The organism is Desulfoluna sp. CYM3A (assembly GCF_056829965.1).
Genome location: NZ_CP186556.1, coordinates 260,073 through 278,597, shown reverse-complemented (window position 1 = coordinate 278,597; position 18,525 = coordinate 260,073). Strand labels below are relative to the sequence as shown.

The 18,525-nt window shown below is 58.8% G+C and carries 17 protein-coding genes and 1 pseudogene; 3 read left to right on the top strand and 15 right to left on the bottom strand.

The annotated features are described in order from the left end of the window. Nucleotides 1-60: 60 nt before the first annotated feature. Nucleotides 61-945 (top strand): LysR family transcriptional regulator, encoded by an 885-nt coding sequence (locus ACOYW1_RS01550; protein ID WP_482421400.1) that lies wholly within the window; start codon nt 61-63, stop codon nt 943-945. 136 nt (nt 946-1,081) lie between these two features. Here ACOYW1_RS01550 and ACOYW1_RS01545 read toward each other — a convergent pair whose 3' ends face one another. The 5 genes and pseudogenes from ACOYW1_RS01545 to ACOYW1_RS01525 form a co-directional block, all read right to left on the bottom strand. After that, the gene (locus ACOYW1_RS01545) at nt 1,082-1,735 is read right to left on the bottom strand and encodes a LysE family translocator (protein WP_482421399.1); all 654 of its coding nucleotides are present in this window, start codon (nt 1,733-1,735) and stop codon (nt 1,082-1,084) included. A 252-nt stretch (nt 1,736-1,987) separates the two neighbouring features. Continuing rightward, entirely contained in the window at nt 1,988-2,500 is a 513-nt protein-coding gene (locus tag ACOYW1_RS01540) for a hypothetical protein (protein WP_482414907.1), read from the bottom strand. Between the two features lie 410 nt (nt 2,501-2,910). Next, complete coding sequence (locus tag ACOYW1_RS01535; RefSeq protein ID WP_482421398.1) at nt 2,911-3,387, bottom strand: hypothetical protein; 477 nt, start codon at nt 3,385-3,387, stop codon at nt 2,911-2,913. Nucleotides 3,388-3,656: 269 nt separating this feature from the next. Further along, nucleotides 3,657-4,199, bottom strand: coding sequence for a GNAT family N-acetyltransferase (locus ACOYW1_RS01530; RefSeq protein WP_482421397.1), 543 nt, complete (start codon nt 4,197-4,199; stop codon nt 3,657-3,659). A gap of 210 nt (nt 4,200-4,409) precedes the next feature. Further along, nucleotides 4,410-5,246 (bottom strand): annotated as a pseudogene (locus ACOYW1_RS01525) (lysophospholipid acyltransferase family protein); the annotation flags it as partial. A 499-nt stretch (nt 5,247-5,745) separates the two neighbouring features. On the opposite strand from ACOYW1_RS01525, the gene ACOYW1_RS01520 reads away from it, so the two are divergent. Beyond that, nucleotides 5,746-6,639: a sensor domain-containing diguanylate cyclase gene (locus ACOYW1_RS01520; RefSeq protein WP_482421396.1), complete on the top strand. Its 894-nt coding sequence runs from the start codon at nt 5,746-5,748 to the stop codon at nt 6,637-6,639. 31 nt (nt 6,640-6,670) lie between these two features. Here ACOYW1_RS01520 and ACOYW1_RS01515 read toward each other — a convergent pair whose 3' ends face one another. Continuing rightward, nucleotides 6,671-7,870, bottom strand: coding sequence for a hypothetical protein (locus ACOYW1_RS01515; RefSeq protein ID WP_482421395.1), 1,200 nt, complete (start codon nt 7,868-7,870; stop codon nt 6,671-6,673). Nucleotides 7,871-8,244: 374 nt separating this feature from the next. Here ACOYW1_RS01515 and ACOYW1_RS01510 point away from each other — a divergent pair, with 374 nt between their 5' ends. Further along, nucleotides 8,245-8,961: a winged helix-turn-helix domain-containing protein gene (locus ACOYW1_RS01510; RefSeq protein ID WP_482414901.1), complete on the top strand. Its 717-nt coding sequence runs from the start codon at nt 8,245-8,247 to the stop codon at nt 8,959-8,961. On the opposite strand, the gene ACOYW1_RS01505 is transcribed toward ACOYW1_RS01510, so the two are convergent. The 9 genes from ACOYW1_RS01505 to ACOYW1_RS01465 all read right to left on the bottom strand — a co-directional run bounded on the left by ACOYW1_RS01505 (nt 8,933) and on the right by ACOYW1_RS01465 (nt 17,976). After that, a complete protein-coding gene (locus tag ACOYW1_RS01505) occupies nt 8,933-10,411 on the bottom strand; it encodes an ATP-binding protein (protein WP_482421394.1) in 1,479 nt (492 codons plus the stop codon). The two genes, ACOYW1_RS01510 and ACOYW1_RS01505, sit on opposite strands and share 29 nt — an antisense overlap. An 8-nt stretch (nt 10,412-10,419) precedes the next feature. Next, on the bottom strand, nt 10,420-10,548 hold the full coding sequence (locus ACOYW1_RS01500) for a hypothetical protein (protein WP_482421393.1): 129 nt from the start codon (nt 10,546-10,548) through the stop codon (nt 10,420-10,422). 30 nt (nt 10,549-10,578) lie between these two features. After that, the gene (locus tag ACOYW1_RS01495; RefSeq protein ID WP_482414899.1) at nt 10,579-11,706 is read right to left on the bottom strand and encodes an efflux RND transporter periplasmic adaptor subunit; all 1,128 of its coding nucleotides are present in this window, start codon (nt 11,704-11,706) and stop codon (nt 10,579-10,581) included. A 566-nt stretch (nt 11,707-12,272) separates the two neighbouring features. Further along, nucleotides 12,273-13,601 (bottom strand): ABC transporter permease, encoded by a 1,329-nt coding sequence (locus ACOYW1_RS01490; protein WP_482421392.1) that lies wholly within the window; start codon nt 13,599-13,601, stop codon nt 12,273-12,275. 5 nt (nt 13,602-13,606) lie between these two features. After that, nucleotides 13,607-14,626 (bottom strand): ABC transporter permease, encoded by a 1,020-nt coding sequence (locus ACOYW1_RS01485; protein WP_482423635.1) that lies wholly within the window; start codon nt 14,624-14,626, stop codon nt 13,607-13,609. Next, nucleotides 14,557-14,793, bottom strand: a complete 237-nt coding sequence (locus ACOYW1_RS01480) for a hypothetical protein (RefSeq protein WP_482421391.1) — start codon at nt 14,791-14,793, stop codon at nt 14,557-14,559. Before ACOYW1_RS01480 ends, ACOYW1_RS01485 begins: the two co-directional genes overlap by 70 nt. Next, nucleotides 14,738-15,562, bottom strand: a complete 825-nt coding sequence (locus tag ACOYW1_RS01475) for an ABC transporter ATP-binding protein (RefSeq protein WP_482421390.1) — start codon at nt 15,560-15,562, stop codon at nt 14,738-14,740. Before ACOYW1_RS01475 ends, ACOYW1_RS01480 begins: the two co-directional genes overlap by 56 nt. Continuing rightward, the gene (locus ACOYW1_RS01470) at nt 15,555-16,856 is read right to left on the bottom strand and encodes a TolC family protein (protein WP_482421389.1); all 1,302 of its coding nucleotides are present in this window, start codon (nt 16,854-16,856) and stop codon (nt 15,555-15,557) included. Before ACOYW1_RS01470 ends, ACOYW1_RS01475 begins: the two co-directional genes overlap by 8 nt. Before the next feature lie 187 nt (nt 16,857-17,043). Further along, a complete protein-coding gene (locus tag ACOYW1_RS01465) occupies nt 17,044-17,976 on the bottom strand; it encodes a DUF2860 family protein (protein ID WP_482421388.1) in 933 nt (310 codons plus the stop codon). Between the last annotated feature and the right edge of the window lie 549 nt (nt 17,977-18,525).

The window sequence follows — 18,525 nt, the reverse complement described above, 5'->3', positions numbered from 1 at the left end:
ATTTTCATCCAATCGTAAGAGCGGATCAGCCTCTTCACAAATCCTGATCAGGGGGAAACCGTGGAAATCTACCAGTTGAAAACCTTTGTGGCGGTGGCGGAAGAAGCCCACCTGACCCGCGCGGCCGAGCGGCTCAACACCAGCCAACCCGCCGTCAGCGCCCACATCAAGGCCCTTGAGGAGACCCTGGGCACGACTTTGTTCCACCGCACCCCCAAAGGCATGGTCCTTACCGATGAAGGCAAGGTCTTGAAGGCCTCGGCCGAAACCATCCTGGAGGCAACCCGCGCCATGGAACTCCAGGCCCAGAAGCTGCGCCGGGAACTCACCGGGGACCTGCGCATCGGGCTCAACTCAGATCCCTCCGGACTCAGGGTCGCCCCCTTTGCCACCTGGCTCAAAAACCGGCACCCCGGGGTGCACCTCTCCTACCACCAGAGCATCTCCGGCAAAATTCTCCTGGATTTGAAAGCGGGTGTCATCGACGGCGGATTTTACTACGGATCGTGCCCCCACAATGAGATCTCCGGCCTCTTTCTCCAAGAGATCGACCTGGTGATAGCCGGGCCCGCCGACTGGGCAGACAAGATCAAAGGAGCGTCCTGGCAAGCCATCGCCTCCCTGCCCTGGGTGGGGTTTCCACCCCACTGCCCTTACAACGAAGCCCTGACGCCCCTGATGCAGCATGGCGGCATTCGACCGGGCACGGCCATGCTCTCGGACAACGAGTCCACCATCACCACCATGGTCCAGTCCGGCATCGGCCTCTCCATCATGCTGCGCGACGAGGCGCTAAAGGCTGAAAAAGCAGGCACCCTTGCTGTCTGGGACGGCGAAGACCTGACCCTGCCCCTTTCCTTCGGGTATGCAAAAAAGCGGGAAAACGAGCCCGTGATCCAGGCGGCCCTGGAGGGCATTGCAGAAGTGTTCCGAAAAAGCGGGTAAATCAGGTGATAGGTGATAGGTGATAGGTGATAGGTGATAGGTGATAGAAAATACCCCATCGCCTATAACCTATCACCTGTTTTTTCTATCACCCGTTTTTCCTATCACTTGTTTTTCCTATCACCTATTTCCTGCCTCACCTCTCCCACCCCAACAGCACCCCGAAGGTCACCATCAGCACCCCGAAGGTCACCATCAGCACCCCGGTGATTCCGTCCATGGTGCGGCGGACCTTCTCCTTCATCAGGATGGATTTGGCGCGGTTCACCATGGCGGCAAGGCCCGTCTGCCACACCATGGCGATGGCAAAGTGCAGGCCGGCGAGCCCTAAGGCCTGTGCCAGGGCCGGGCGGGCCGGGTCGATGAACTGGGGCAGAAAGGCCATGTAAAAGACAATGGGTTTGGGGTTTAAAACATTGGAGAGAAAGCCTTCCCGAAGGGAACGGCCCACGCGAAAGTCACCGAAGCCCGGAGGGATTTCGGCGTCTGTGTCCCCGTTCCCCTTGGCAACGGCCGACCGCAGGCTCACAATCCCCAGCCAGATCAGGTAAGCAGCCCCTGCGAGTTTGAGCAGCCCGAAGGCCATGGCAGAGTGCAGGAGAATCACCGAGATTCCCACGGCGGAAAAGGCGGCATGGACAAAAAGCCCCGAGCAAATGCCCAGGCTGGTAAAAAAGCCGTCCTTCACGGCGCCCCGGGTGGTGTTTCTGATCACCAGGAGGGTATCGACGCCCGGGGTGACGGTGAGCAGGGTGATGGCAACGGTATAGGCAACCAGGTTCTGTTCCATGGGGATCTCCTCAAATGAGTTCAGCTCAGGTGGCCATCATGGGGCAGGGCAGGACGAGTTCAATGGAGGGAAGATCCCATAACAACACCGGCGGGCCCCAACAAAAAAAACGGACACATCAATCCATGCGCCCGTTCGGGTAAACGGGGCTTCAGCCCCAGGGCACCGTTGTGAACCGGGCCTTCTCACCGACTGTTGGAAGGCTGGGGGAAGGCCCGGAGAGAATTGTTGGCAAAATGTTCCCCGAGAGGATCAGAACCCCCAGCAGCAATCGGACCGGTTGTTGTCGTAAGCGCCGGTGGCACTTCGCCGCCGCTCGTTCTCCACCATCACGCCGGTCTGGTATGCCTTTACGCCTTCGTCATGGGGAAGGACCGCGTAACCACCGATCCAGGGCTGTTTTTCCGCCAGGACATCAAGCTCTTTCAAGGTTTGCTCCGCCTCCATGACCTGGTCGGTGTTTTCGGAGACATAATCCCGGGGGATATGCACCTTGTTGACAGCGACTCGCAGATCGCCGTTGCTCATCTCCTTGGCCTGGACCTTCATGACGTTCCCCTCACCGTTGGTGAAATAGCTGATGCCGTCCAGGCCCGACATCAATGCCTGGGTCCCCAGTTCATGGAGCTCGGTGCCGGGTTGGGCCACCGTGCCCTTGGTAAAGTCAAAAAGCCCTGCAACAGCAGGGCCGGAGGAGAAGCTGAACGCCACCATAACAACGGTCACGGTGACGATATGAAACGTTATGCCTTTGAAGGTACTCATATGATGATGCCTCTATCTTAGGATGTATCAAAGCCGGTGAAGCCCGGCCAAATGGTTTATTTCGCGATGCCCGGGGGCACCGATGCCTCTTGGGATAATGTGCGTCCGGTTGTCATGGGTTCCTGCACCACATACCGGGTTCGCGGTTGGGTTTTATGGGTAACGCCTGGGAAAGGTCAGCCGGGTCAAGGGATCATGGGAGGGGGGATACGGAGTCGTGTGGAAGTCGTCATGCCGGGTACCAGCTGCGCTCCCTTCCTGCGGGTTGTTATTTCACGTTTTCACAACATCTTTCTCTGTTCAGCGGCAAGGGACTCCGGGCCATAAGAATGGAAACCGTGTTGCCTGTCCCTTTGATATTGGGGAGCTCCCATGGGGGCTCCCCGGATCACCTGCAAGGCAGGGTCGACTTAGTTGTCGCGCTGATGGTTCCTGTTGAACTCGTTTTCCACCATCACGCCGAGCTTATACGCCTTCACCCCTTCATCATGGGGCAGCACCGCGTACCCGCCGACCCAAGGCTGTTGTTCGGAGAGCGATGCCAGGCTGTTCCAGGTGCGCTCTGCCTCAAGGGTCTGATCATGGGTATCAGCGACATAATTTTGCGGGATATGGACACGCCTGACGGCAACACGCAGATCCCCGTTGGCCATCTCTTTGGCCCGGACCTCCACCACACGGCCCTCGCCGTTGGTGAAATAGCTGACACCGCCGAGCCCGCGATCAAGGGCCTCGGTGCCTAAAGCATGGAGGTCACTGCCCGGAGCGGCCACCCTGCCTTGGGTGAAATCAAACAAACCGGCATGGGCCGGTGTCACGGCCATGACAAATGCTGCAATCACGGCTGTAAAAAACACATGCACATAGGCTCTTTTCACGGTCTTCATAACGGATCCTCCCTTACTCTATACATACCGGTCAACACCGGCTGGATCGTCTTTTGGATAGAAACGCTGTATGGGTAAGAGATGTTACACAAAGCGTGCCACGGCAGGTCTCGGGCCGCCATAAAAAAAGCGCCCCGCCGAATCGGGACATGCACGAGGGCTCAGGGCAAGGCACCCCGGCGCCCGGCACCGGGGTGGAGAATACTCTTCAAGGGCATGGGGATTATTCTTTACAGGGGGGCGTACCCGGATATGCCTTGAGAAACCAGTCAGGCCGAAGGGGGATCGTGTTGCAAGGCCATCTCAAAGAAGAGGTGGGGCATGCCGTGGTACTCGCCGTCCAGCTCCGGCTGCCTGGAAAAGCCAAAGGCGGTGAGGACATGGCCGGACCTAGCGTTTTCAGGGTCCGTAAGGGACACGATGCGGTCCGCCTTCAGCTGGTCCCGGGCAAACGCAATGCACATCCGACCGGCCTCTGGGCCAACGCCCTGCCCCCAGCTCTTCTTGCCCAGGATGGCACCCAACTCAATGGCGTCCACCTCCGAAAGATACCGAAGTCCGCAGTAGCCCAGGGGTTCGTCGGTCTCTTTCCACGACACCACAAACATCCCGTAACCGAATTCCCGCCAGTGGTCCATGAGCACCCAGAGGCGCTGAGCCGCCTCCTCTTCGGCAAGGGGGGCATTGTGGGGAGGAATAAAGCGCATCACGTCCGCATCACCGTAAAGGGCCACGAAAAAATCGCGGTCCGTTGGCCGGGGGGGACGAAGAGAGAGGCGATCACTGATAAGGGGGAATGAAAATGAAGTCATAGATTATGCCTTATACGTCGAGTAAAGGTGATTCCGGCATCAACACATCACCACTCACTTGCCATGGATTTCCAATAATGGCAATACCCAGCAGGGCCATCAAAAGCAGGAAAACAGCAAGTCGCCTCACCCTTGCATGTCCAACGCATTTAGATTTTGTCTCCGATGTTCCTGTACGGGCCGACGGTTTAAGGCAAGCGACAACCTGGTCTACAGGGTTTCGAGATGGCCAACCTCCCTTGCAGGGACGCACTCCTGAAGGGGGCGGGTCTTCCAACGCCTGTGGATCCAGAACCACTGATCCGGATAGCGCCGCACCATCTCTTCGATGACACGGTTAAAGGCCTGGGTGTTTTCCACGAGGTCTTTCTCCGGGTCACCGGTCTTTAGCACGGGAACCTCCGGGCCGAACTCCGCCCGAAATTTGCCTTTTTCTCGTACCACAAAAAAAGAGATTACGGGAACGTCGGTGGCCATGGCAAAGAAGGCCAGGCCTTTATTGGCACTGGCCTTTCTCCCCAAAAAGTCCACAAAAACGCTTTGGCGGGGTTTGCTGGCATTTTGATCAATAAGCAGCCCCACGAGATTTCCTTTAAAAAGCTCTTTCCGAATACCATAGACAGCCCTTCGCGTAGGGTACATACGGCATCCGAACTTTTGCCGAAGCTCCTTGGTGTATCGGTCCAAAGGCTTGAAATCAAGGGTTCGATACACTGCGGCGGACTGAAAACCGGAGGCCATAATAGCTGGGGCCGCAAGTTCCCAATTGCCGATATGAGCCATAACCAGCAAGACCCCTTTCCCTTTCTTATGGGCATTGATGACGTGGTTCAGACCGTAATAACGAAACCGATGGCAGATACTCTCCAATGGCCACCGGGTGCTCTGCCCCATTTCAAAAACAATACGAGCCGTGTTGACAAAATTCCGCTTGGCAAGTCCCGTAAGCGCTTTCTGGTCCATGGAATCACCGAAGACGTGGGTCAGGTTGTCCATGGCCACGGTTCGATGCCGTGTATCGTACTTAAACCAGGCATGTCCGACGAAATGAGCAAGCCGGTTGCCGTCCGCGGGGAATCAGCCCGATAAAAGTTATTAATGATTTGATAAGGTGGTAAGTCATGAACTCGATACGGCGTGAAAATTTCATACATCTTCCTTCGCACTGTAAATAGCAGCAAACCGAGTGAACGGTGGTCGATTCTGGCTGCACGGCCTTTCAAACGATCACGTCACCGACGTTTGCCCGCATGAGCAAACGTGGCAGCGGGCGTAGGGTTGCTGCTCCGGGGTGCGTTGCCATCTCTTCTTTCAGCGTATTAACCTGTGGGCTATCTTGCAGCCTCGCAATTACCGTTATTTTCATCTTCGTCCCCGCGCTTCGTATTGATCGCCCTGCCCACCCCGGTCTCTTTCATTGCCCGCAGCGCAAACTTTGTGGTATGCTCGCAACAGGTCGTAACATCAAAAGATACACCCGGTTTTACCCCGCCCCACCCCCCTCCACGGCCCGTCTTTGAAGACAGAAACACGAAAGAAGGGCCCCATGGACATCAAAACCGCATTCCCGAAAATCGTCGACAACATCCACGACGGCCTGTACATCGTGGACAAAGACCGCGCCATCACCTTCTGGAACAAAGCCGCAGAACGCATCACCGGATACGCCGCAGAGGAGGTCCTCGGCAAAAAATGCTCGGAGAACATCCTCACCCACCTGGACGGCAAGGGAAACAAGCTCTGCACCGGCCGGTGCCCCCTGGAAAAAACCATGGCCGACAAAAAGATGAGGGAGGCTGAGCTCTTCCTGCACCACAAAAACGGCCACCGCATCCCGGTCTCGGTCCGGGTCAGCACCCTCAACGACACTGACGGCAACGTGGTGGGGGGCATTGAGCTTTTCACGGACATCAGCTACCAGACCCTGACTGAGCAGCGAATCAAGGAGCTGGAAAGGCTGGCCCTCCTGGACATCCTCACCCAGCTTGCCAACCGCACCGGCATCCTCCGGGCCCTCCAGGGGGACTTGGAGGAGCACAAGCGCTACGGCGTGCCCTTCGGCATCCTCTTCATGGACATCGACCACTTCAAAAGGGTCAACGACACCTACGGCCATGACGCCGGAGACAAGGTCCTGAAAGCCCTCGCAGATACCTTCGTGTCCAACTCACGGGCCTTTGACCTCTACGGGGGCGGTGGAGTAACGTTCATCGGCATCATCCGCATCACGGCCGAGGCCCTGGAGTCCCTGGGCAATCGCCTCCGCACCCTCATTGCCAACGCCACATGCATCCACAACGGCAACGCCCTGCGGGTCACCATCTCCATGGGCGCCACCGTCGTGCGGCCCGACGACTCCATCGACAGCCTCATCAAACGGGCCGACACCCTCCTTTACGAAAGCAAGGCCGCCGGGAGAAACCGAACTTCCTTCCGCTAAAAAAAACCTCGGGTGGAGACAAACTGAACCGTTACTCTGGGCCCAACACCAGAACGCGATCCTGGAACGTAAGCACTTCGATGTCTCTCAGGGTGTTGATGCCGTCCCGGTTTGGGACCCCATCCTCAACGCGGATGCTGAAGCCACTTCTCAGGCGAATGGTGTACTCAGCATAGTTTCCGCTGAACAACACCGTGTTTTCACCACGGTTGCCCGTGATGTCGTTGTTGTACCCGTTGACCCGCACGTTGCTGTTTTCGTCCCCTGTCAGGGTGACGTCTTTGAGGTAGCGGGAATGATGGGTATACGGAAGCTCGGGGTCGAACCGCAGGGAGAAGGTCCCTTCAAACCCGGGGTCGATGCGTGCGTTGTAGGTGAGGTAGGGGTGAAAAAAGGTGTTGTCCATGATGGCCGCCCCCATGGGGTCGTTCTGTCGAAGGCCTTCCCGATCCTTTGCGCAATAATGCCCGTACATGCCGCGGTCATTCCACGGCCAGGCGCCCCAGAGGCCGTACCAGCTGTCCACCACGGCGGCCAGGTACTCCTGGGAGAGGCTGTTTTCCCGGGTCCACTCATCAACCACCTCTTCCGGCAGGTCACCCATCAGGCCGTTTTCCAGGGCATATTGCTGGGCCACACGAATTCTGGCCTGCAGCCCGGGCAAGACCCCCGGCAGGGTATGGGGTCCGTCCACGCCGATGCCGTAGTCATGGACAAGGTGAAGGATCTCTTCAAAGGTGGCGTCCCGGTGGTGCTCGTAGTCCTGGTTCATGTACCACTCCCCGCCTTCCACCTGGATTTCATTCTGGTAAAGCGGTTGCCCCTCCACCCTCACAGGAAACCACCGATCGTCGCTCCCGTTCAACAGAAGCAACGCCGCGCCGTTGTCGGCCATTCGGTTGGCCACGGCGGATTTGTCCTCGCCGTAAAGAGACCCGGGGAAGTCTTTCAGGTAATGCTCCAGCACCCCTTTGGCCCGAAGCATTTGAAGGTCACTGATCTTGTCCTGGGCAAGGATATGAATGGGCTTTCCATTGGGCGCAACCACCTTGGTGTACTTGCAGAACACCCGTCTATACTCTGGTTCCATGGAGGCAGGCACAGCTCCGATGCCCGGTGCCGCTTCTTCGATGCACGCCCCTTTGCAGAGCGCGGGAGAGCTCCAGGCACTGCATGCGACGAGTGTGACAAAAAACAAAACAACCGCAGCTGTGTTTCCTTTATTTTTCATTCCGACTCCTTGTTCTGGTTTTTCTTTTCAGTTAACGCACGGTCGATTCCGCCGTGGCGGACGGGTCGCGTGTTTCCGGTAACCGTGGGGGTTGACTTCAAGGCGCAGTGTAGAGCCGGCAAGGGGGCACATTCTATGGAGATTGTGTGTAAAAATGTGTACAAATGTGAAGAAACAGGTTCCCATAAGGGAGGAGTGTTCCAATGACGGCAAAAACCCGTTGCCGCCACGGAAAAAACCATGGTACGACCAGACTCGTATCGTGATGTGTTTCCCCCGCCGCACCACCCGACACGGTCGGATACCGGGCGCCGAACCTCTCGGATTCCCAGTCTGAGAACTATCTTTTTCCGTTACACGCTGGAGTTGTTCACATGGAAAAGAAGATCCCCCTGCTGCTGGTTGAAGACGACAACCGCCTTGCCCCGATGATCAAAGAGTACCTTGATAAAAATGGATTTGATGTGACATGGGAACGGCGGGGAGATTGCGCGGAAAAAAGGCTGGCGGAGTGTTCGCCGAAGGTGGTTGTCCTGGATATCATGCTGCCGGGCCTGGACGGGTTTTCCATTTGCCGTGCCATCCGGCCCACATTTACCGGGCCCATTCTGATGCTCACGGCCAAGGGGGACGACATCGACCACGTGGTGGGCCTGGAGCTCGGGGCCGACGACTATGTGGCCAAACCCATGACGCCCCGGGTGCTCCTTGCCCGGCTCACGGCCCTGCTCCGGCGGACCCAGGCGGAAGCCGAGCCCCGACATGCCACGGACACCTTCACTTTCGGAAGCCTCGTCATCGACACCCGGGACCGAAACGCCTTCCTTTCAGGGACCCCCTTGAGCCTCACCACCAACGAGTTCAACCTGCTCACCCTCCTGGCCTCCAGGGCGGGCGAGGTGGTCAGCCGTGATGACATTTCAACAACAATTCGTGGTGTGGCCTACGACGGGCAGGATCGATCCGTGGATGTTCTTGTCTCACGGGTCAGGAAAAAGGTGGGGGATGACCCCAAGCGCCCCAAACGAATCAAAACCGTCTGGGCGGCGGGGTACCTGCTTGTCACGACGGCGTGGGACGATCCTTCATAGATGGGGCCTGAACAGGCCAGGACAAACGGACCAGGGCACCGCCCAGGCGGGACTCGCCGATGGTCACGCGGCCCCTGTGGCGCTCGGCAATGCTGCGGACAATGGCAAGGCCCAGGCCGTGGTTTCCGGACTCCCTGTCCCTGCTCTCATCCAGTCGGATAAAGGGCACAAAGACGTTTTCCCGGTGTTCCTCGGCAATGCCGCACCCGTCATCCTCCACGGTGAGGAAAAAGTCGTCCCCTGATCGTTCCAGGGACACCTCAACAGAGCTCTTGGCATACCGCACCGCATTGCCCACAAGGTTCCCCAGGGCCCGCCCCAAAAGGCGTTCTTCAGCCAGGGCAGTTGCCTGCTCAGGTTCCAGGAGGTCCTGGAAAGCCACATCCACCTCCGGCCTCACCACGGAAATCCCGGCTTGAAACGTCTCCAGCCACCGGGTCATGTTCACCTCTTGAAAATCAGGTTTTTCGCCCCCATGCTCCATGCGGGAAAAAGCGAGCAGCTCTTCCACCAGCCCGTCTAATTCTTCGATGCTGCACTGGATCTCTGCATTGAGTTTCTGCCTTGCCCCGGCATCGGTGGCTTCGTCCAGGAGCCCGAAGGCAAACTGGAGGCGCGCCAGGGGCGAGCGAAGCTCATGGGAGACGGCATCGGCCAGGTCGATACGGTAGGAAATCTCCCGCTGGACCTGTGCTGCCATGGCGTTGAACTCTTCTGCAAGGATATGCACGGCCGACCCCTTGGAAACCGCCACCCGGGCCGACAGGTCCCCTTTTTTGAACCGCTCGGCCACCCCGGTGAGGGCATCGAGGTCCCGCCACAGGGGCCGGGTCCAGAGAAAGGCCCCTGCGGCAATAAGGACCAGGAACATGCCAAGGACACAGTACACCGATACGTAATAAAGCAGGGCCTCCCCCTCGTCCAGGGAACCGAGGACAAGGTAACTCTCAACACCGGGGAGAGTGCACCAGGCAATGTCTGCCTCCTTGTCCACCCAGATCCCCCTGCGGGCCAGGCGGTCCACAGCCCCTTGTCCCCCGTCGGCGGGAGGGGCCTTGCTCAGCCGCACGGGAAACCCGAAGACCGGCCCGATGGCCGCAAGGGCCTCCTCGGCGGAAAGGGAGTCCTGTCGCTGAAGTTCCCGGGATATCAGAAACACGGTAAGGTCCGTGACCCGCTCGTCTTCCCCCGTGTACCAGCTCGACCCGTCACGCCCCGGCTCCACCAGAAGCACCTGATCGCTCTTGCCAAGCCGCCGGTAAAAGGCGTCTTCCGAGTAATCACTCACGAGTTTACCGTCTCGCAGGCCCTGCTGTGCGTCCTCTTCCAGGCCCTTCACATCAACCAGGGGCACAAGCGAGGCAAGCCTGCCGGACACCTCGCCAAAGGCCCTCACCAGCTCCGGCCACCGGGAGGGGGGAACTTCCCGGAACTCACTGAATGGCTTCATTACCCCTTTCATGATGAAGGCTTGTCGTTCTCTTTTTCAAGGGACTCAAGGTAGGGCAGCACAGCCAGAAACGACCCGATCCACACGGCCAGGACAAGCAGCAGCAAGAGGTATAATTTGATAAAGATCTTCTTCATGGCATGTTTTTTCTCTGATGACGGTTTGTCTTACATCATATCCGACTCTTCATCACCCGGTCGGCCTGCAAGGCTCTTGACCAGGCTGTCGTCTGCCTTGACCTTGTCCCCGGGTTCCAGGCCGGCGACGATCTCCACGTGGATGCCGTCGGAGAGGCCTGTGGTCACGGTGCGGTGTTCACAGACCAGGGGGTCTTCACCGGTGACGAGGTTCACGAAGGCCCCTTTCTCTTCAAAGGTCACCACCCCTTCATCGATCATGAGCACGTGCTTTCGCTCGGCCAGGACAATTTCTCCGGCCGCGCTGTAGCCCGATCGCAGCAATCCCTCATTGGGAAGGTCCAGGGTGGCCCGCAGGTCAAACTTCACCGCCCCGTTGGTCTGGGTGCCCTTGGGGGAGATGAACTCCGTGACCCCGGACAGGACCTTCTGGCGGTCCGCGCTCAGGGTCACGGCCACAGGCATGCCCGTCTTCACCTTTTCCACGTCGATTTCATCCACGGTTCCCTTGAAGATCATGTCCTTCATGTCCGCGATGACGGCGATGGTGGTGCCCTCGTTCATGGAGTTGCTCTCAATGACCGAGTCCCCCTGCTTCACCGGAACACTCAGGATCATCCCGTCGATGGTGGAGCGAATGAGGGTATTGGAGGCGGTGTCCCTGTCCCCTGCCCGTCCCTCCAGAATAAGCTGGAGGTTCTCCCTGGCGGCCTTGAGCTCAGCCTGTGCCAGGTCGGCGGCAAGCTCGTGCTCGTCCATCTTGGACTCTGAAATGGAGGCGGACTGAAACAGCTCCCGGTTACGCCGAAGGGTATCCCGGCAGTTGGCGAGGTTGATGCGGGCCACCTCCACACGGGAGCGGGCCGCGCTCAACTGGATCATCTCAGGCACGATCTGGATGGTGGCGATGATCTCGCCCTTCTTCACGGACATGCCCGCCTCTTTTTCCAGGTTCTGGATGATGCCTGCCACCCGGGACTTGATGTTGATCTCCTTTCTCGGCTCGATGTGGCCCGTGATGAGGATCCTGTTGGAAATGTCCCCATAGGACGGCGAAACCGTCCCGAAAGTCTCCACCGGCCCGTGGGACTTGCCGTAGAGAAACACAAAGGTGCCGATAAACAGAGCGGCAACGGAAAGCACAGCAAGGCATGTCATTATTTTTTTCATCGTTTCATCACACTCCATAGTCGTGGCATCATAACCCCACAAACCATCATGGGTCAGCTTAAAGCAGCCTCCGGCGGCAAGGTGTGCCACCTTGAAAGCAGGTTGCGAATGCGCTTTGCCCCTCGTTCCTCGGGTCAAATCACATCCGCCTTTCAAACAAACGTCTACCGTAACTATTCGGTTGCCTCTGGCGGGTCGCTAATAGTATCGTGTAGATTTACATGCCCTCCGCCTCCCTTTGCCCCCTGGAGCGCCGCACTCCAGTGCGGCACGGGTAACGACGGACTAAAAGGCCGCTTCGGTCAATTTTTTACGGGCGCAGCCCGTAAGCAAATGAGACGGCCCTTTAGCCCGGATATTTCACGAGTCGAGTGCACCCATATTCAAGGCATCAGAGCTGCAGATGTAGTGTTTTACCTCAAGGCTCTGATAACGCAGAAGATGGGTGCACTCGGCTCGCCCGAAGGGTGAGAAAATCGACCAGAAAAAGACGAATGGCATTTTGCATTTTTCAAATATCTAAATTTCACCCACTAACCGCCTGTAATGATATGTTATTGATTTGGCTTGACCGTTTGCTCATGAAATATCCGGTCCAAGAACGAAGAGCCAGAGCATCCCGAAGACTCTTCGTCCTGAATGGCCTCCACAGGCTTGATGCGGACGGCCCGCTGGGCGGGCAGAAGACCTGCCAGAATGCCTGCCACCACCAGGACGGCCAGGGCTCCCAGGGCCGCGTCCAGGCTGATGGAGGGATTGAGGAACATGCTCCCCTCTCCTCCGGCCGAGGCCTTTTTGAGCACACGGTTGGCGGCCTCCAGAATCACCACCCCGGCAGACAGCCCAGCATATCCCGACACGCAGGTAAGCAGGGCCGACTCGCAGACAATCTGAAGCCGGACCTGAAGGGGCGTGGCGCCCAGGGCCCGCTTGATACCGATCTCGCGGGTCCGCTCCCGGATCACCAGAAGCATGATGTTGCAGATTCCGATGACACCGGCAGCCAGGGTCCCTAAGCCCACGGCCCAGGAGAGGGCGGAGATCCCGAAAAAGAGGCTCGTCATTTTTCTGTACTGGCGCTCGATGTTCAGGTGGCCCACGGCCTGGGCATCATCGGGGGCGATGCTGTGGCGCTCCTTGAGTATGGCGATGATGCGCTCCTCCAGGGTGGCCACGCTCACACCGTCGGCGGCGGTGACGCCCATGTAATGAATGTCGTCCCCCAAATTCAGGAGGCCGCCCAGGGTGGCAAAGGGCAGGTGAACAGTCCGACTCTTCTGGCGATCCTGGGCGGAGATGGGGGCCACCACCCCCACCACCCGGAAGTACCCGCCGAACACTTTCACCTTTTTTCCGAGGGGGTCTTCTCCGGGCAGGAAAAGCACCTCGGCCACCCGTTTGCCGATGACGCACACCTTCCGCTTGTCCCGAATGTCCAGGCCGTTGATGAACCGGCCCTTCAGGATCTTCATGGATTCGATGTCCCGCCAGCTCGGCACGTCCCCCACCACGGTAAAGGAAGCGGAACGGGCCCCCCGGGCCACATTCTTGGCCCCGCTGCCCGCGTGAAGGCGCGGAGCAATGCTTTTGAGCTCGGGCAATTTGTGCTTGAGCACGGCCACGTCCTGCAGGGTGATGTGCCACTCCCGGCCCCGGCTGTACCCGCCGCCGGGTTTTCCCGTGGGCTGGGACCAGAGATAGGCGCCGTTTTTGGCGTATCCGTCAAAATCCTTCATGGCCCCGTTTTTCAGGGCGTTTCCAGCACCGGTGAGGAGGGTGAGCATGAAAAGCCCCCAGAACACGCCAAAGGCCGTCAAAAACGTCCGGGTCTTGTTGCACCCAAGGGTGTGGAAAATCTCTTTCCAGTAATCCGCATCAAACATGGTCGTTACTCCCGCATGGCCTCAATGGGTTTCACAAGGGCCGCCCTTCGCGCCGGGAAAAAACCGGCCAGGACCCCGGCTGCAGACAGAAGCAGCAACGCCTTCACCGCAATGCCGAAATCCACGGTGGGATTCAAAAACACGGTGAAATTGCCCAGGACGTCTGTGCTCTCGGCTGCCTTGGCGCTTGTCACCGCCATGATCCACTGCACCAGTTCCAGGGTGGCCACCCCTGCCACCAGGCCGGTGTACCCGGCCGCAACGGTGATGAGCACCGCCTCGGTCACCACCATGCCCACCACCGATGCGGGGGTGGCCCCCACGGCCTTGCGGATACCGATCTCCCGGGTCCGCTCCCGCACGGTGATCAGCATGATGTTGCTGATCCCCACGATGCCGGCAATGAGGGTGCCGATGCCGGTGATCCAGAGAAACAGGCGAATGGCCGTAAAGAGCTTGCGGAACATGATGGACTCTTCCTGGCTGTTCATGGTCATGAGGGCGGCTTTATCCGACGGGTCAAAGCGATGCTTGCCGGCCAGGGCAACCCGGGTGCCGGCTTCCATGAGGCGACTTTTTGCCAGGGGGGTCTCGCCGTCCACAAGATAGGTAAACCCCGTGATCTTCCGGTCGGTCTGAAAGAGGCGCTGTCCCGTGGCAAAGGGAATGTAGATCGTCCGGCTGCCGAAGCTGGAGAGGCGCTTGAAGACCCCCACCACGGTAAAGGGAATCCCCCCGATGAGAAGGGACTGCCCCACGGCCTCTGGCTTTCCGAAGAGAGCCCGGGCGATTTCGTCGTCCACCACTGCTGTTTTACGGGTTTCCTGCATATCCACGGAGTTCAGGTAGCGCCCCCGGATCATCTCCACACGGGTGATGTGCCGGTTCTCCGGGCAGACGGCCTCCACGTTGAAAAATCCGTACTCGCTGCCGTGGCGCACCGGGGTCTCCAGGTTCAGTTCAATGACCGGGGCCATGTGGCCAATGCCCTTGACGCGCCCGCGAACCAGCTCGGGGTCTTCCAGTTGAGAATATCCCCAGCCACCACCACCCCGCCGTAGTCCTTCTGGGTAAACCCGCCGTACACGGAGATGGCGTTCATGGCCTCGCCCTTGAAATTTTCCCTCAGGCCGTTTTCAAGGCCGGTGCCCGCCCCCAGCAGAACGATGAGGATAAAGATCCCCCAGGCCACGGAGAACCCCGTGAGAAGGGTCCTCAAACGATTCCTGTTCAGCACGCCGAAGACCTCCCGCCACCGGTCCGCGTAGAACGTATCCCGCCCCCCTTGTGCTCCGGGGTGCCGGCCTCGATGCATCGTCCTTCAACCGGATCATGCGGTCCGTCATCTCCGCAATGTCGGGTTCATGGGTGATGATGACAATGGTCTTGCCCGTGGCGTTGATCTCCCGGAGCAGGGCCATCACCTCGTAGGAGGTGTCGGTGTCCAGGGCACCGGTGGGCTCATCCGCCAGGATCAGGGGCGGATCGGTGATAAGGGCCCGGGCAATGGCCACCCGCTGCTTCTGCCCGCCGGAGAGCTCTGCTGGAAGGTGGCCGGCCCGGTCTGCCAGCCCCACGCGCGCCAACAGGGACCTGGCAAGACGATTTCTCTCGCGCCGTCGAACGCCCCGGTAGTACAAAGGCAGGGCCACGTTCTCTTCGGCTGTCTTAAAAGGAATAAGGTTAAAGGACTGGAATACGAAGCCCAGGTTTCGGTTGCGCAGGCGAGCGGCCCGGGTTTCGTCCATGGCCCCTACGGCCATGCCGTTGAGGAGGTAAGAGCCGCTGTCGTAGCTGTCCAGAAGCCCCAGGATGTTCAGAAGGGTGGACTTCCCCGATCCCGAGGAGCCCATCACCGACACCATTTCCCCTTCACGCACCGACAGGTCGATGCCCTTGAGTACATGGAGCCGCCCCTCTCCCAGGGGATATGTTTTATGCAGACCCTTGATCTCAATCATAGTCGAAAAACCTCTTGCCGCCGTCATAAAACAGGGGCGTTTCAACGGCCCGTTCCATCTCGGCCATGGCCCGGTACATGGCATACCGCGCCTCGGCACGGCTGTTTTCCGCCTGGGTAAGCATCATGTTGGCATCCAGAAGGTCCGTGGGCGTGGCGCTCCTGGCCTTGACCATGGCCTCGGTGACGCGGTGGTTCTCCCGGGCCGAGGCCACTTCGCTGTGGGCGGCATCATAGCTTGCCACGGCGAGCCGGTAATCCTCCACCACCCGTTTCAAAGCGGTTTCAAGGGTCAACCGGGTGTCTGCAAGGGTCTCTTGAACCCGGGAGACCTCGGACCGGGCGCTTGCCAGGCGGCTCTTCCTGGCGGTGCCGTCGAAGAGGGTCCAGCTGAGATCGGCCCGCGCCACGGTATCGTCGTTGTGGCCGTAGGCCCTGCCGTCGGGCATGGCCGAGTCCCCGTAATGGGTCCATCCGGCCGACACGTCCAGGGAGGGCCACCAGCTGCCTTTGGCCGCCCGGGCATCATACCCCCTGGAGGTCAGCAAGGTGTCCAGATATTTCAACTCGCTGCGGTTGGCGTCCATCATGGCCGTCAGCTGCTCTAGGGCCGGTACCCCCGGGGTCTCCGCCGGAAAATCCGTCAAGGGCTCGGCGCCGGAAAGGGTAAGCCCCGTTACCTTTTCCAGGTCGAAGATCGCCACCCGTACTCGTCTTTGGGCTTCCAGGACCTTGCGATGGGCGGCCACGGCCCGGGACTCCACCTTAAGCACCTCGTTTTTCGGAAAGAGTCCCACCTTGTAGGACAACCGTGTGGTCTTGAGCTGTGACTGCAGGAGCGCCTCGGACTCTGTGGCCACGGCCCTCTTCTTCCGGGCGCTCAGCACCTCGATGTAAGCATTGATCACCTTGAGCTTGTAGTCTTCCACCTGGCCGGTCTCCTGGAACTGCCGTGCCTGATAGCCTGCCGCAGCCGACCGATAGGTGTTGAGGTCGGCCAGCCCGTTAAACAGGTTCCAGCTCACCGCCACCCCGGCAGACGAGCTGTCCCGGCCGTCACCACCCGCCGACCGGTCTGTCCGGGAGTAGCCGTAGCGGGAGGTGACCTTCGGCATCAACGCCGCCTGGGCCGTGTCCCGTCTGTACTTGTCAATATCGGTTTCATGGGACGCCCCTTTCAGGGTGTGGCTGTTTTTCAGCCCCGCCTTTACGGCGTCCTGCAGGGTCAGGGCATAAAGAGGCCCTGAAACCCACAAACTCAGTAAAAAAACAACTGCACTGATCGCGCTTCTCATACCTAAGGTGTGCCTTCTGTGTGTCAGTCAAGATATTCTCTGGGGTTGGCTCCTTTCGGAGTCATGTCCTGCCGGGCCAGCTGACCTGAAAATCAGCCTCCGCATTGTAGGCAATGCATACAGTGAAAGCAATTTCAGATATGTCATATCAGCAGAACCACCCACGGAGTAAACAAGGACACCGGGCTTAAAAGGTATACCCGATGCCTGCCCCCACCATCAGGGTAGAGCTTTCGAAAAAGGAGATATTGCTTGTGGTCTCCCCCATGGCAGCCCTTGCCTGGAAAAAATAACGGTCGTACCCCAACGGGGCGTGGTAGGTATATTCCGTGCTGAAAATCCACCCCTTGTCCTCACGGGTTTTTCCAAACACCGGGTGGGTTGCATCGTAGCGCCTCTGCTCTCCGGACACCACGGAAGAGAGGCTCCAGCGCCCCATGTCCAGGATGTGAATGAGATTCACGCGGTATCCGTCGTAGCTGTTGCTTTGGCCGTCAAAATCACCCTGGACGCCCCCCAGCCCTGCCAGGACCATGGACCGCTCACCAAAAAACAGGGGAAACGACACCGTGGCTTCACCGGTCTCCCCGTCCCTTTTGAGGTCCGGGTTGTTCTTCCCGGACACGTCGTCCCGCACCCGCGTAAGCGTGTAGGCCACGTCGAGGCTAATGGGAAGCCCCAGGACATCCTCCCAGGATAACTCCACGGTGCGGTCCTTGGATTTGGTCATCTCTCGGGCCGATCCCACGAGGTAGGGATCTTTCCAGACATCGGTGCGATGGCGGGAAAAGCTTAAGGCCATGGTTCCCAGGTCCCCCAGGGACTGGCCCACGGTGAGGTTGCCGATGACGCTTGTTTCAAGCTCTTCAAGCCCATCCACCACGTCCATGGACACCCACGTCCCCGTGGAGTCGAAATAATATCCCCCCTCCAGGGTCATCAGGGGGATAAAGGAGGTCTCTTTATCGGCGGTGTCTTCCAGGCTGGTGATGGTTTCGTTTCCATCTTCCGCATCCAAAAGACTGGGCCGCCAGTGAGACACACCGCCCCCGAGCATGGCGGTGCCGTAAAATCCGCCCTCTTCACCCTCCGGTGCCGGGCCCTCGGCCCATACGCCCATGGGAGCGCAACAAAACATCACACACATCACAAAAAAAGCAATCCGTCCCACAATAGTCACCTCACATCCTCAAGCCTTGTGTTTGTTCTTTGCTGCCTCAGGGCAGCATGACTTCCGATAAGTCCATGGCTATCACGGGTTGTGCGTGTCATTCTGTGGAGAATGTGTGAAGAAATGCCAACGAAGGGCCTGGACGCCCCCGGGCAAAGGCATGAGTTGTTGCAGCTACTTCCGTTTGGCACCTCTTCTGTGGACAACCTTTTGAAACGTGAAACGTAACTATTCGGCTCCAAAAAACAGTCACCGACGGCCCTGCCGGGGGCCAAACTTTTTAAAAGTTTGACAAACAGGCCTTACGAACGACGTGACCGACCGAAAGTTTTAAACAGACGACGCAACCGGAATGTTTTTGCGGAGCTTTTTTCAAAAAGCGACCCGCCGGAGGCAAGTGAATAGTTGCCGTAAAGCAAACAGATCTTGACGACCAACCAAGGGCGAAACCCACCCGCGAATGTGATCAACCCGAGGAACGAAGGCTGGAAGCATTCG